Annotated in this window: 14 protein-coding genes, 1 tRNA gene and 1 other RNA gene; 7 read left to right on the forward strand and 9 right to left on the reverse strand. The window is 67.2% G+C overall.

The features are described 5' to 3' along the window. Window position 1: 1 nt before the first annotated feature. From acs to CHRYSEO8AT_RS04430, 3 genes are all read left to right on the forward strand, one after another. Window positions 2-1,942, forward strand: coding sequence for an acetate--CoA ligase (gene acs / locus CHRYSEO8AT_RS04420; protein WP_159846787.1), 1,941 nt, complete (start codon window positions 2-4; stop codon window positions 1,940-1,942). A gap of 83 nt (window positions 1,943-2,025) precedes the next feature. Continuing rightward, on the forward strand, window positions 2,026-3,036 hold the full coding sequence (locus CHRYSEO8AT_RS04425; protein ID WP_159846790.1) for a bile acid:sodium symporter family protein: 1,011 nt from the start codon (window positions 2,026-2,028) through the stop codon (window positions 3,034-3,036). A gap of 22 nt (window positions 3,037-3,058) precedes the next feature. Further along, window positions 3,059-3,132 (forward strand) — tRNA-Gly (locus tag CHRYSEO8AT_RS04430). A 47-nt stretch (window positions 3,133-3,179) separates the two neighbouring features. On the opposite strand, the gene CHRYSEO8AT_RS04435 is transcribed toward CHRYSEO8AT_RS04430, so the two are convergent. The 5 genes from CHRYSEO8AT_RS04435 to CHRYSEO8AT_RS04455 form a co-directional block, all read right to left on the reverse strand. Beyond that, window positions 3,180-4,142, reverse strand: coding sequence for a TraB/GumN family protein (locus CHRYSEO8AT_RS04435; protein WP_159846793.1), 963 nt, complete (start codon window positions 4,140-4,142; stop codon window positions 3,180-3,182). 45 nt (window positions 4,143-4,187) lie between these two features. Beyond that, window positions 4,188-4,838, reverse strand: a complete 651-nt coding sequence (locus tag CHRYSEO8AT_RS04440) for a hypothetical protein (protein ID WP_159846796.1) — start codon at window positions 4,836-4,838, stop codon at window positions 4,188-4,190. After that, window positions 4,835-5,041, reverse strand: coding sequence for a helix-turn-helix transcriptional regulator (locus tag CHRYSEO8AT_RS04445; RefSeq protein WP_039244055.1), 207 nt, complete (start codon window positions 5,039-5,041; stop codon window positions 4,835-4,837). Before CHRYSEO8AT_RS04445 ends, CHRYSEO8AT_RS04440 begins: the two co-directional genes overlap by 4 nt. Window positions 5,042-5,044: 3 nt before the next feature. Beyond that, complete coding sequence (locus tag CHRYSEO8AT_RS04450) at window positions 5,045-5,488, reverse strand: hypothetical protein (protein WP_159846799.1); 444 nt, start codon at window positions 5,486-5,488, stop codon at window positions 5,045-5,047. Window positions 5,489-5,588: 100 nt separating this feature from the next. Continuing rightward, a complete protein-coding gene (locus tag CHRYSEO8AT_RS04455; RefSeq protein ID WP_159846802.1) occupies window positions 5,589-6,806 on the reverse strand; it encodes a DNA recombination protein RmuC in 1,218 nt (405 codons plus the stop codon). 125 nt (window positions 6,807-6,931) lie between these two features. On the opposite strand from CHRYSEO8AT_RS04455, the gene CHRYSEO8AT_RS04460 reads away from it, so the two are divergent. Then, window positions 6,932-7,288: a hypothetical protein gene (locus CHRYSEO8AT_RS04460; RefSeq protein WP_159846805.1), complete on the forward strand. Its 357-nt coding sequence runs from the start codon at window positions 6,932-6,934 to the stop codon at window positions 7,286-7,288. Between the two features lie 6 nt (window positions 7,289-7,294). Here the strand turns inward: CHRYSEO8AT_RS04460 and recR are convergent, their stop codons facing one another. Then, window positions 7,295-7,897, reverse strand: a complete 603-nt coding sequence (gene recR / locus CHRYSEO8AT_RS04465; RefSeq protein ID WP_159846808.1) for a recombination mediator RecR — start codon at window positions 7,895-7,897, stop codon at window positions 7,295-7,297. Then, entirely contained in the window at window positions 7,897-8,226 is a 330-nt protein-coding gene (locus CHRYSEO8AT_RS04470; protein ID WP_159846813.1) for a YbaB/EbfC family nucleoid-associated protein, read from the reverse strand. Before CHRYSEO8AT_RS04470 ends, recR begins: the two co-directional genes overlap by 1 nt. A gap of 157 nt (window positions 8,227-8,383) precedes the next feature. Between CHRYSEO8AT_RS04470 and CHRYSEO8AT_RS04475 the strand changes: the two genes are divergently transcribed. Then, window positions 8,384-8,998 carry a malonic semialdehyde reductase gene (locus tag CHRYSEO8AT_RS04475; protein ID WP_159846816.1) on the forward strand — a complete coding sequence of 205 codons (615 nt, stop codon included), beginning with the start codon at window positions 8,384-8,386 and terminating at the stop codon, window positions 8,996-8,998. Between the two features lie 78 nt (window positions 8,999-9,076). Here CHRYSEO8AT_RS04475 and CHRYSEO8AT_RS04480 read toward each other — a convergent pair whose 3' ends face one another. Continuing rightward, a complete protein-coding gene (locus tag CHRYSEO8AT_RS04480) occupies window positions 9,077-9,799 on the reverse strand; it encodes a cytochrome c family protein (protein WP_159846819.1) in 723 nt (240 codons plus the stop codon). A gap of 142 nt (window positions 9,800-9,941) precedes the next feature. Here CHRYSEO8AT_RS04480 and CHRYSEO8AT_RS04485 point away from each other — a divergent pair, with 142 nt between their 5' ends. After that, window positions 9,942-10,664, forward strand: coding sequence for a 3-deoxy-manno-octulosonate cytidylyltransferase (locus tag CHRYSEO8AT_RS04485; protein ID WP_159846822.1), 723 nt, complete (start codon window positions 9,942-9,944; stop codon window positions 10,662-10,664). A 292-nt stretch (window positions 10,665-10,956) separates the two neighbouring features. Here the strand turns inward: CHRYSEO8AT_RS04485 and nudC are convergent, their stop codons facing one another. Then, window positions 10,957-11,877, reverse strand: a complete 921-nt coding sequence (nudC, locus tag CHRYSEO8AT_RS04490) for an NAD(+) diphosphatase (RefSeq protein ID WP_159846825.1) — start codon at window positions 11,875-11,877, stop codon at window positions 10,957-10,959. A 49-nt stretch (window positions 11,878-11,926) separates the two neighbouring features. Here nudC and ffs point away from each other — a divergent pair. Then, window positions 11,927-12,020, forward strand: an RNA gene (ffs, locus tag CHRYSEO8AT_RS04495) — signal recognition particle sRNA small type. Window positions 12,021-12,075 lie beyond the last annotated feature (55 nt).

The raw sequence follows: 12,075 nt of genomic DNA on the forward strand, positions 1-12,075 counted from the left end.
CGTGCCTGATCCCGACCTCTATCCCGTCCCTGCCGACTGGGCCGACAAGGCCCATATGAACCGGGAGGCCTATGAGGCGGCGCGGATTGCGGCGCGCGAGACGCCCGACGCCTATTGGGCGGAACAGGCCGAGCGCCTCGATTGGATCACGGCGCCGACCAAGATCAAGGACGTCTCCTTCAAGAAGGAAGACTTCCGCATCCGCTGGTTCGAGAACGGCGTGCTGAACGTCTCGGCGAACTGCATCGACCGCCACCTGCCTCATCGCAAGGACGAGACGGCGATCATCTGGGAAGGCGACGATCCCGCCGACAGCCGCCACATCACCTTCGGCGAACTGCACGCAGAGGTCTGCCGCATGGCCAATGTGCTGAAGGCGCACGGGGCCAAGAAGGGCGACCGGATCACCCTGTATCTGCCCATGATCCCCGAGGCCGCCTACGCCATGCTGGCCTGCGCACGCATCGGCGCCGTCCATTCGGTGGTGTTCGGCGGCTTCTCGCCCGACAGCCTGTGCGGCCGGATCGAGGACTGCGGCTCCAACCTAGTCATCACCGCCGACGAGGGTCTGCGCGGCGGGAAACATGTGCCGTTGAAGGCCAATGTCGACGAAGCCCTGACGAAGGTGAAGGTCGACACCGTCCTGGTCGTGCGCCGCACCGGCGGCGACGTGCCCATGGTCGAGGGCCGCGACTTCGACTACGCCTTGGAAGCCGCCAAGGTCAGCGCCGACTGCCCGCCCGAGCCGATGAACGCCGAAGATCCACTGTTCATCCTCTACACCTCCGGTTCGACCGGAAAGCCCAAGGGCGTGCTGCACACCACGGGCGGCTATCTGTTCTGGGCCGCCTGGACGCACGAGATCGTCTTCGACTATCGCCCCGGCGAGGTCTTCTGGTGCACCGCCGACGTGGGCTGGGTCACGGGCCACTCCTATATGGTCTATGGCCCGCTCGCGAATGCAGCGACGACCCTGATGTTCGAGGGCGTGCCCAACTATCCCGACGCCGGCCGGTTCTGGCAGGTGGTGGACAAGCACAAGGTCGAGATCTTTTACACCGCCCCCACGGCCCTGCGCGCCCTGATGCGCGAAGGCGATGGGCCGGTGAAGGCGTCGTCGCGCGCCTCGCTGCGCCTGCTCGGTACGGTGGGCGAGCCGATCAATCCCGAGGCCTGGCGCTGGTATCACGAGGTGGTCGGCGACGGCCGCTGCCCCATCGTGGACACCTGGTGGCAAACCGAGACGGGCGGCCATCTGATCACCCCCCTGCCCGGCGCCACCGACCTGAAACCCGGTTCGGCGACCCTGCCCCTGCCCGGCGTCGAGCTTGAGATCGTGGACGCCGAGGGCCAACCGCTGGAGGGCGCGGCGTCCGGCAATCTGTGCATCACCGACAGCTGGCCGGGGCAGATGCGCACCGTCTATGGCGACGACCAGCGCTTCTTCGACACCTATTTCTCGACCTATCCGGGCCGCTATTTCACCGGTGATGGCTGCCGCCGCGATGAGGACGGCTATTACTGGATCACCGGCCGGGTGGACGATGTGATCAACGTGTCCGGCCACCGGATGGGCACGGCCGAGGTCGAGAGTGCGCTTGTGCTGCACGACGACGTCGCCGAGGCGGCGGTCGTCGGCTATCCCCACGACATCAAGGGCCAAGGCATCTATGCCTATGTCACCCTGAACAACGGCGTCGAGCCGACCGAAGACCTGCGTAAGGCCCTGGTTGCCCACGTCCGCCACGAGATCGGGCCCATCGCCGCGCCCGACGTGATCCAGTGGGCGCCGGGCCTGCCCAAGACCCGCTCGGGCAAGATCATGCGCCGCATCCTGCGCAAGATCGCCGAGAACGAGATCGGCGCCCTGGGCGACACCTCGACCCTGGCCGATCCGTCGGTGGTAGACGATCTGGTCAAGAATCGCGCTGGGGCGGAATAGACAGGGCGGAATAGGGGCGCGGGGTTCAATGCGGCGCCGGCTGCGCCTATCTGTGCGTCAGCCTGCCGCAGCCTGAGCCGTCCATGCCCCGTTTCCTGTCCCGCCTGCCCATCGACGGTTATCTTCTGGCCCTGATCGGGATGGTGATCCTGGCGGCGCTGCTGCCCGCCAGCGGACAGGCGGCCGTGGTCATGGATTGGGTGGTCAAGGCGGCCATCGCCCTGCTGTTCTTCCTGTACGGCGCGCGGATGTCGCCGGCGGCCATCGGCGCGGGCCTGCTGCACTGGCGGCTCCAGGGCACGGTCTTCCTGTCGACCTTCCTTCTGTTTCCGCTGCTGGGGCTGGGCCTGGTCTTGCTGATGCGCGGCTCGCTTCAGCCCGATCTGCTGACGGGGATGCTGTATCTGTGCCTGCTGCCGTCCACGGTGCAGTCGTCCATCGCCTTCACCTCCATCGCCGGCGGCAATGTCGCGGGCGCCCTGACCAGCGCCAGTCTGTCGAACCTGCTGGGCGTGATCGTGACGCCGCTGCTGGTCGCACTGATGATCGGGGGCGCCGGCGGCGGGATCCATCTGCAATCCATCCTCGACATCGGCCTGCAGATCCTGGTCCCCTTCGCCGTGGGTCAGCTATGCCGCCCCTTGCTGAAGGACTGGCTGGGCCGTCACGCCAAGCTGACGGGCCTGATGGACCGCGGCTCGATCCTGCTGATCGTCTACGCCGCCTTCAGCGAGGGCGTCGTCGCCGGCGTCTGGTCCCAGGTCGCGCCTATGGACCTGGTCAAGGTCATCGGCCTGAACATCGTGCTGCTGGCCGTCGTGTTGGGCCTGACCCTTTTCGCGGGGCGTGCGCTGAAGTTCGACCGCCCCGACCGGATCGTGATCCTGTTCTGCGGCTCCAAGAAGAGCATGGCCACCGGCATCCCCATGGCCGGCATCCTGTTCGCCAGCGCGTCGGTGCCGCTGATCGTCCTGCCGATCATGCTATTCCACCAGATCCAGCTGTTCGCCTGCACCATCATCGCCCAGCGCTATGCGCGAGAGAATGCGGCACGCGCCTTGCCCCATCCTCCCTTGAGACATGGCCTCCCTTGAGATAGACCGCCCTCAGGCCATCGCGGGCATGATGTAGTGGTAGCCTGGCAGCTTCCCATGCTGCTCGTGCGGGTTCGATTCCCGCTGCCCGCTCCAGCCTGTTGGTGAAGGCGCGACAATGCTGCCGCGCCTCCTTTTCGTTCTCAGTTCGCAGCTTCGACTGTGACGCCGCGTTGTTGCAGGATGGCCTGGACGCTGTCATCGCCAGTCAGGTGTCCGGCGCCCACGGCGATGAAGGCGGTGCCGGAGCCTTCGAGCATCGTCTGGATCTGGTTGGCCCAGTCCGTGTTCCGGTCGACCAGCAGCGCTTGATACAGGGCCGGCGAGGCCGCCTTCATCTCCTCGACCATGACGCGGTCCAGGGTGGCGACGTCGCCCTTGGCCCAGGCTTCGACCATGGTGTCCAGCATGGTGACGGCGTTCTCGTAGTCCTTCAGCGTCTCGCGCAGGAAGGCCATCTGCACGTCGTCGGGCAGGTTGGCCAGGATGCCGATCTGCTTGTCTATGGTCTCGAAGGCGTGGATCGGCTTGCCCGCCGCCTCGGCGCGCGCCTTCAGCACCAGTTCGACGCCGGACTTGGGATCATAGCCGGCCTTGACCAGAGGGGCGACCGACAGGCTGAGCGCCGCCAGCCAGGGTTTCATCGGCTGAAGCTGAGCGGCGGAGGCGCCCATGGCCTGGGCGGCGGCCTCCAGTTCGGCGTTCTCCTCGGGCGTCAGGCGGCTGGACAGAGGCGTTTCCGGCGACAGGCCGTGCTGTTGGATCAGCGGCATGACGGCCGCTTGGTCGTCGGGATTGCTGATCTCGAACCAGATGTCCGAGGCGCTGTCGAAGGCGGCCTCGACGCGGGGGCTGGCCCAGCCGGTGGTGGGGCGCAGGACGTGGACCGAACCGAACAGATACAGGGTCGAATCCGCATCCTTGATCACCCACAGGGCGGGGCCTTCGCCCTGGATGGGCGCGGAGGCAGCGGGGGCCGTCGTCTGGGCCAGGGCGTCGGCCGGGACGCCGGCGATGGCGACGAACAGGGCCAGGCCGCCGGCGACGCCGATGGCGCCGCGCGCGAGGGTGGAAACCGAGGATCGGAGGCGGGCGGTGAGGGTCATGATGTCACTCTCGTCTTTGGAAATGCAGATGGAAATGAAGGAAGGTCAGGCCAGGCCGCGACGGGCGCTGATCCAGATGGAGACGCCGAGATACAGCGTCATCAGCACGGCGTAGATGTCCCAGGCGGTGATCGCCGGCGCGGCGCCCAGGCGTTCGGCGGCGGCCCACATGAAGAGGACCAGTTGTCCGGCGAAGAAGGTGACGGCGGCGGCCTCCATCACGGCGCGACGCAGCAGTTCGTCGGCCTGGCGATAGACCCGCACGTTCATCACCGTGTGCAGCACCACCAGCAGGCCGATGGCGCCGAGGCCGAGCACGGGGCTGACGCCCGTCAGGCTGAACACGATCGGCAGGGTCAGGACGACGCCGGAAAAGCCCATGACCGCCGCCTGGAACCGGGCGAGACCGGTTTCCTCGGGCGAGGCGTCGCCTTCAAGATTGTACATCCGGCCCAGGCGTTTGGCGTCCAGGCTGACAAAGAGGGCCAACAGCGCGCCGAGGGCCAGGGCGGCGCCGACCAGCATGGCCAGCATGTCCGACCAGCGTACGGCCTTGTCCATCAGGCCGAACCCGCCCGGCGCGACCTTGGCCAGCCAGCCGCCGACGCCGTATCCGATCACGCCGAACAGGGCGCCGAAGGCGAGGGCGCGGACCCAGCGGGGCCACGACGCGGGGGAGAGTGAGGGAGACTTCATTTCGTCGGCTCCTGATCGTCGGAAAAGATGGATTCGATGGGCTGGCCGAAGACGCGCGCGATCTTGAAGGCCAGCGGCAGAGACGGGTCGTAACGGCCGGTCTCCAGCGCGTTCACGGTCTGGCGCGACACGCCCAAGTGTTCGGCCAGTTGCGCCTGGCTCCAGTCACGCTCGGCGCGCAGGACCTTGAGACGATTGTTCATGGTTCAGCCCCGCATCCGCGCCAGCCACCACCAGCCCCAAGCCAGGGTGTAGCCCGCCAACTGGAACAGCAGGATGCTCATCATGCCGGTCACGATCAGGTCGCCAGCGTTGGTGTCGGCGGGCAGGAACCGCTCGATTTCGATGTCGCGCGTCGCCAAGGTCAGCACCACCGCCATGCCCACAACCATCCCGGTGCAACCGCCCCAATACCAGGCCCATTTGTGCGCTTCACGCGCCGCCTCATCGAGGCGACGCCACCACCAGGCGCTGATCACAAGCGTCCCAGCCATCACCAGGAGCAGAAACACACCCGATCCGACCAGTCCGCCGACACCCGGCACATCCGACAGAAAGCCAGCGCCAATACCGCCGACCAGACCCAGCACAAGGACAAAGAGGGCAATGCCGATAAGGCCACGCGCGCCGAGCGGTTTGACGGTTTTCATCGGAAGGGCCTCGCCGGGTTGCTAAATGCTTAGACAAGCGTCTTTTACATCAGCGACCGGCAATGTCAAATACCCTTTCCACCAACTTCGGTGGAGTGGTTCAGTCCGATGTCTGCGAGGCGATCAGCTCGGGACGGGCGATGACGCGTGGCGAAGTCTCCACCGGCGCGAGGTCCGGCAGGGCCTTGCCCTCGTGGTCCACCTGCAAGTCTTCGAACCGGCGGGCCGAGACCATGACCTGGCTCTCCAGCGAGCCGACGAACTGATTGTACTTGCCCACGGCCTGATCCAGGGCGCGGCCGACGGCTGAGGCGTGACCGCCCATGACCGACAACCGCTTGTAGAGCTCGCGCCCCAGGGCGGCGACCTTGTCGGCGTTGGCCGCCTGTTCTTCCGCCCGCCAGCCATAGGCGACGGCCTTGCACAGGGCGAACAGGGTCGAGGGAGTGACGATGACGACGCGCGAGGCCATCGCCTGGGTCATCAGGTCCGGCTCATGGTCCAGGGCGGTGACCAGGAAGGCGTCGCCGGGCACGAACAGGACGACGAAATCTGGGCTGGGCTTGAACTGGTCCTGATAGGCCTTGGACGACAGCTGACGCACGTGGGTCTTCAGGCTGGCGGCGGTGCGAAGGCCGACGGAACGGGCGCGCGCCTCTTCGTCGCCGTCACCCTCGTCGAAGGCCAGGGGCACCTTGGCGTCGATCACGAACATGCCGCCGCCGGGCAGGCGCACGATGAAGTCGGGCCGGTTCTGGCGACCCTCGTCGTCGGCGCTGGAAGTCTGTTCGGTGAAGTCGAACCGGCCGGCCATGCCGGCGGCCTCCAGCACGTTGCGGCAGGTCTGCTCGCCCCAGCGGCCGCGCCGGCCGGTGTTGCCGCGCAGGGCCTCGGTCAGTTTGCGCGCCTCGTCCCGCGTCGCCGAGGACGCCGCCATCAACTGGGTCAGTTGTTCGCGCAGGCCGCCGGTTTCTTCCGACCGGGTCTTTTCCAGAGCCGCAACATGTTCCTGGAACTTGGTCAGGGTATCGGCGACGGGTTTCAGCTGGGCCGCCATCCGCTCGCGCGCCAGCTGGTCCTGGGCGCGGAAGGTCTCGGTCGCGCGGCTGACCATTTGGTCCGCCACCACCTGGGCCGACTGGGCGGCCTGGGCCTTGAGCAGTTCGCCCATGGTGACGCGGCTTTCCTCGACCAGGTCGATGCGCGCCTCCGCAGCGGCCAGCGCGCCTTGCGTCCTCTGCCAGCCCATGAAGGCCCACAGGAAGCCGCCCGCGAAGGCGGCGGCGAGAGCGGCGAGGATGGGCACGAGCATGTTCATGCTCCGTTCCTAGCGGGAGTCGCCTTGCTTGAGAAGCGCCAGGAGGGGTGTTGGCGGGTCGTCAGGAACGCGGCGGTTCCGATGACGTTGGTTTGGCTGACGATATCCACGGAGGAGAGACGCCGATGATCCCGCAAGAGCCCGAACGCCACGACAAGGCCGCCGACGCTGTCCATGAAGGCCGTCCGGTCGACGCCGAACTGGTGCGCAGCGGACGCAAGGGCCCGCGCATCCTGGTGCTGCTGGTCGTGTCGACGCTGGCGGCGGCGGTCCTGCTGCTTGGGATCTGGATGATCTCCAACGGCGGCTTCAACGCCCAGAACGACGAAACGGGCCCGACCGCAGCGGATACGCGGGATTTTGCGGGTGACAGCCAGACGCCGCCGGCGGCCGATGCGCCGACGGACGCGACAGGCCGAGCTGAGCCTGTGCCGACGGGCGAGGCGCCGAACGTCAACGCGCCGACGACGCCGTCGAACTGATCGGCGTCAGGCGGGGCGGCGGGCCTTCAGGGCCTGGACGATGGTGCCGTCGTCCAGCCAGTCCAGATCCCCGCCGACCGGCACGCCGCGCGCCAGGGACGTGACCTCGACCTCCGGCCCGCCGATCCGCTCGGCGACATAGTGGGCAGTGGTCTGGCCATCGACGGTGGCAGGCAGGGCCAGCACGACCTCGCGCACCCCGCCGCCCCTCACGCGCCCGACCAGTTCGGTGATGCGCAGATGCTCAGGCCCGACCCCGTCCAGGGCGGACAGCAGCCCGCCCAGCACATGGTATTTGCCCCTGAAGGCGCCGGATCGCTCCATGGCCCACAGGGCGCCGGCCTCCTCGACCACGCAGATCAGGCCATTGTCGCGCGCGCCGTCCGAACAGATGGCGCAGGGGTCGCGGGTGTCGGGCGTGCCGCACACCGAACAGGACACGACCTTTTCCGCCGTCTCGGCCAGAGACGCCGCCAGCGGCACAAGCAGTTGCTCGCGCCGCTTCAGCAGGGCCAGGGCCGCGCGCCGGGCCGAGCGCGGACCCAGGCCCGGCAGTTTGGCGAGAAGGGAGATCAGCCGTTCGATCTCCGGCCCGGCGGAGGCGGCCATCAGAACAGTTTCGGCATTCCGGGAATGTTCATCCCGGCCATCGGCCCGGCGGCTTCGCGCATCAGGGCGTTGTTCTGTTCATCCAGCTTGCGCTTGGCGTCGGCATGGGCGGCGACGATCAGGTCGGCCAGGATCTCGCCCTCGCCCGGCGACAGCAGGCTGTCGTCGATCTTGATAGACGTGATCTCGCCCGGCCCCTTGAGGGACACCGAGACGAGGCCGCCGCCCGAGGAACCCTCGGCGGAGGTTTCGGCCATCTTCGCCTGGGCGTCCTGCAGCTTTTGCTGCATCGCCTGGGCCTGCTGCATCAGTTGTGTGAGGTCTTTCATGCCCTCTAGATAGGGGCAAGACGGCCGGTGCGACAGGGGTTTTGCGCATCGATCACAGAATCGGAAACGCTAAGGCGCCGTATTCGCACTTGCGACCGTTGCGAAACACCCTAATTAGCACCTGCATTCGTTGCTGTTCTAATCAGGAAGGCATTCCATGGCCTACGACGCCATCACTCAACGCGACGCCCCGCTGTCGGACGCCGCCCTGTCGCAACTATTCACCCAGGCGCGCACGCGTAACGGCTGGACAGATCGCCCCGTCGCGCCCGAGCTGCTGCAGAAGCTCTACGACCTGACGAAGTTCGGCCCCACGGCGGTCAATGGATCGCCCGCCCGCTTCGTCTTCGTCACCTCGCCGCAGGCCAAGGCGCGCCTTGTTCCGCTGATGAGCGAGGGCAATCAGGCCAAGACCCAGCAAGCGCCGGTGACCCTGATCATCGGCCAGGACATCGACTTCCACGAACATCTGGACGCCCTGTTCCCGCATGCGCCGGGGGCCAAGGCCTGGTTCGCCGACGAGGCCGGTCGTCGCGAAAGCGCCTTCCGCAACGCCTCGCTTCAGGGCGGCTATCTGACCATCGCCGCGCGGGCGCTGGGTCTGGACGTGGGACCGATGTCCGGCTTCGACGCAGCAGGCGTAAAGGCCGAGTTCTTCCCCGACAGCAATGTCGAGCCGAACTATATCCTCAACCTGGGTTATGGCTCGGACGAGAACCTGTTCCCCCGCTCGCCGCGCCTGTCGTTCGACGAGGCGGCGCAGATTCTCTGAGGCGTCTGCGTCCAGCGCAAACGAAGAAGGGCGGCCCGTCGGGGCCGCCCTTTTGTCGTCTTGGCGTCGCCGTCGCGATCAGTGGTTGGCCGGCGCCGTGCTGGTCGCGGCGGGTGGAGCCGCCGGCGTGGCCTGGGCCGCAGCGGGCGCGCCCTCGGCTGGGGTCGTGCCGGTCGCCTCGGTGGCCGCAGCGCCTTCGGTCACCGGGGCCTCAGCGCCGGCGGCAGGCGCGGCCGCGCCGGGCTGACGGGTCGGATCCGGCGCCGGGATGGCGAAGCCGCCCGAACCCTGCGTGCGCAGCCAGGCGATCAGGTTGATGCGCGTCTGGGTGTCGCGGATGCCGGCGAAGGACATCTTGGTGCCCGGCACATATTTGGCCGGCGAGGTGATGAAGCTGTTGATCTGGTCGAAGCCCCAGGTCGGCGCCTCGGCCTTGTGCTTGGTCATGGCGTCGGAATAGGCGAAGCCCGGACGGTGCTCGACCGGACCGCCGACCACGCCCCACAGGTTGGGACCGATCTTGTCGGCGCCGCCCTGGTGCGCATCGTGGCAGGCCTGGCAGCGCGCGAAGGCGGCTTCGCCGGCGGCGAGATCGGCCGTCGGCAGGACCGTGCCCCAGTCGGGCGCCAATTCGGGCGCTTCACCGCCCGCGGCCTCTTCAGGCGCATCGACGAAATAGCCCATCTTTTCCGGCGGTTCGGAATGATAGACGAGGCCCGAAGCCTGTTGGACGACCAGGATGACGAAAGCCGTCCCCAGAGCCGCACCGAAAATCTTGTTCCACTTAAGATCGCCGCTCATGCGCCTGGTCGAATCCCTCTGACGGCCGGGCCCCTCGAAAACACGCCCCGGACATAATCTTGCTTTGGCGTCTCTGGCACGGTAGCGCCGCCTTCGCAACCAGCCCGGCACGCAACGGGCGAGACAGGCGTCAGGGAAGTCGATGAATCCGTTGATAATGATACCCGCTCGCATGGCGGCGACCCGCCTGCCGAACAAGCCGCTGGCCCTGATCGGCGACACGCCGATGATCGTGCGCGCCTATCGCCAGGCCGAGGCCTCGGGCCTGCCGGTCGTGGTCGCCGCCGGTGATCCCGAGATCGTCGAGGCGGTCGAGGCGGCGGGCGGCCGGGCCATACTGACCGACCCCACCCTGCCCTCGGGTTCGGACCGGATCCGCGCCGCCGTGGACGCCATCGATCCAGAGGGCGATTTCGACGCCGTCATCAACGTCCAAGGCGACATGCCCTTCGCCAGTCCGGGTCTGGCCGTCGCCTGCGCCGCCATCCTGCATGGCGAGCCGACGTGCGACATCGCCACCCTGGTCGCCACCGAGGCGGAGGCGTCGGACCGGACAAATCCCGACGTGGTCAAGGCGGTGTTGGCCCTGGGCGAAAACGAGCGTCAGGGCCGCGCCCTCTATTTCACCCGCTCGACCCTGTATGGCGACGCGCCCATCTGGCGGCACATCGGCGTCTATGGCTATCGCCGCGAGGCGCTGAACCGCTTCTGCGCGGCGCCGCAATCGCCGCTGGAGACGCGCGAGAAGCTGGAACAGTTGCGCGCCCTGGAGATGGGGATGCAGATCTGGGCCGCCGTCATCGACGAAGCCCCCCTGTCGGTGGACAATCCGGCGGACCTGGAGGCGGCGCGGCGGTTGGCGTGACGGCGAAATTGCACCCCCGGAAAATGGTGCAACGAAGTGCAATTCGACGAATGTATCTGTTTTTATTGTAGAATTTCGTTACGACAAATTGCACTGGTGCAACTTTCCTTCGCAAGCTCGGTTGCGTGACGATGTCAAAGACCCGGCGGCGATTATAGGCGTTGTCAGACCAGCGTATGGCAAACGGTCGATGCGAGGCTGCAAGCCCTTGAAACGGCTTGGGTTCGATCTTCAAAATAGGATGGAAGACTAACATTCTCCCTCCCCGCTCCGGGGAGGGAGAGGCATCTGTCTATTTCTCCTCGACCCAGGCCTGGATCAGGCTGTGGGCGATGGCGAAGGGGGGCGGGGCCTGGATGGTGGGGTGTCCGCCGGCCAGCACTGCGCGCGCCTCGGCCCGCGTCAGCCAGGCGACGGCTTCCAGTTCGGTCTGGTCGGGCTGGGCCTGATCGTCCGAGACCTCGGCGATCAGGCCGATCATCAGTTGCGACGGGAAGGGCCAGGGCTGGCTGGAGTGATAGGCGGTGGCGATCACGGTCAGGCCGGCCTCTTCCTTGACCTCACGGGCGCAGGCCTCCTCGATGGATTCACCGGGCTCCAGGAAACCGGCCAGGGCCGACATCCGCCCCTCGGGCCAGGCCGCCTGACGGCCCAACAGACAGATGGGTTCGCCCCCGCCCTTGTAGACCGGCAGCATGATGGTGACCGGATCGACGCGCGGGAAATGCTCGGTCCCGCAGGCCGGGCAGCGGCGCTTCCATCCGCCCGAGGCACTCTCGCTCAGCGTGCCGCAATTGGCGCAGAAACCGTGCCTGCGCCGCCAGTCGAACAGGCTTTTGGCCCCGCCCGCCATGGCCGCATCGGCCGCTGGCAGTATGGCCGCCGCCGACCGCAACTCATGAAAGGCGCCGACGCCGACCAGCGGCCCGTCGGTCGGATCGATGGAGCCTTCGAACTCGATGGCGAAGACGGGTTCGTCATTCCACAGGCCCAGAAACGCCTCGCGATCCCGCACCAGGGTGCGCGCGTGGCTCATCGCCAGCCAGGTAAGGCGCGGCCCCTCGGCCGTCTCTGCGATCAGAGGCCGACCTTCCCACAGGACCATGGCCTGGGCGTAGGGCTTGCCTGCCTGCTCGGCCAGCCATTCGGGATCGTTGCGCAGGTCGCCGGCCCGATCGAGCGGATTGCCGGCGAAGGTGTTCTGATGGGCCATGCGGGTTTTGTAGCTCTTGATTCCGACGGCCGCACCCGTCATATCTCCGCTCGGAGATCGCGGGCGAAGGTTTCGCCAACTTGGTCAGGGCCGGAAGGCAGCAGCCACAACGAATTCCCCTTCGGGTCGCGGTCTCTACTTCTCTGTTTTTTGGGCGCTAACGCTCGCGACGCGGTCGCTCGCTGCTTGAGCGCGGTT

Source organism: Brevundimonas sp. G8 (assembly GCF_902506205.1).
In the GTDB taxonomy this organism is placed as follows: Bacteria; Pseudomonadota; Alphaproteobacteria; order Caulobacterales; family Caulobacteraceae; genus Brevundimonas.

What these genes read in the sequence shown, in the direction of transcription:
- CHRYSEO8AT_RS04435 (WP_159846793.1), bottom strand. Translation starts at nt 4,142, where the DNA reads ATGACCCTCACCGCCCGCCTCCGATCCTCGGTTTCCACCCTCGCGCGC.
- CHRYSEO8AT_RS04480 (WP_159846819.1), bottom strand. Translation starts at nt 9,799, where the DNA reads ATGAGCGGCGATCTTAAGTGGAACAAGATTTTCGGTGCGGCTCTGGGG.
- nudC (WP_159846825.1), bottom strand. Translation starts at nt 11,877, where the DNA reads ATGGCCCATCAGAACACCTTCGCCGGCAATCCGCTCGATCGGGCCGGC.
- CHRYSEO8AT_RS04450 (WP_159846799.1), bottom strand. Translation starts at nt 5,488, where the DNA reads ATGAAAACCGTCAAACCGCTCGGCGCGCGTGGCCTTATCGGCATTGCC.
- CHRYSEO8AT_RS04460 (WP_159846805.1), top strand. Translation starts at nt 6,932, where the DNA reads ATGATCCCGCAAGAGCCCGAACGCCACGACAAGGCCGCCGACGCTGTC.
- CHRYSEO8AT_RS04425 (WP_159846790.1), top strand. Translation starts at nt 2,026, where the DNA reads ATGCCCCGTTTCCTGTCCCGCCTGCCCATCGACGGTTATCTTCTGGCC.
- CHRYSEO8AT_RS04455 (WP_159846802.1), bottom strand. Translation starts at nt 6,806, where the DNA reads ATGAACATGCTCGTGCCCATCCTCGCCGCTCTCGCCGCCGCCTTCGCG.
- CHRYSEO8AT_RS04470 (WP_159846813.1), bottom strand. Translation starts at nt 8,226, where the DNA reads ATGAAAGACCTCACACAACTGATGCAGCAGGCCCAGGCGATGCAGCAA.
- CHRYSEO8AT_RS04440 (WP_159846796.1), bottom strand. Translation starts at nt 4,838, where the DNA reads ATGAAGTCTCCCTCACTCTCCCCCGCGTCGTGGCCCCGCTGGGTCCGC.
- recR (WP_159846808.1), bottom strand. Translation starts at nt 7,897, where the DNA reads ATGGCCGCCTCCGCCGGGCCGGAGATCGAACGGCTGATCTCCCTTCTC.
- CHRYSEO8AT_RS04445 (WP_039244055.1), bottom strand. Translation starts at nt 5,041, where the DNA reads ATGAACAATCGTCTCAAGGTCCTGCGCGCCGAGCGTGACTGGAGCCAG.
- CHRYSEO8AT_RS04475 (WP_159846816.1), top strand. Translation starts at nt 8,384, where the DNA reads ATGGCCTACGACGCCATCACTCAACGCGACGCCCCGCTGTCGGACGCC.
- CHRYSEO8AT_RS04485 (WP_159846822.1), top strand. Translation starts at nt 9,942, where the DNA reads ATGAATCCGTTGATAATGATACCCGCTCGCATGGCGGCGACCCGCCTG.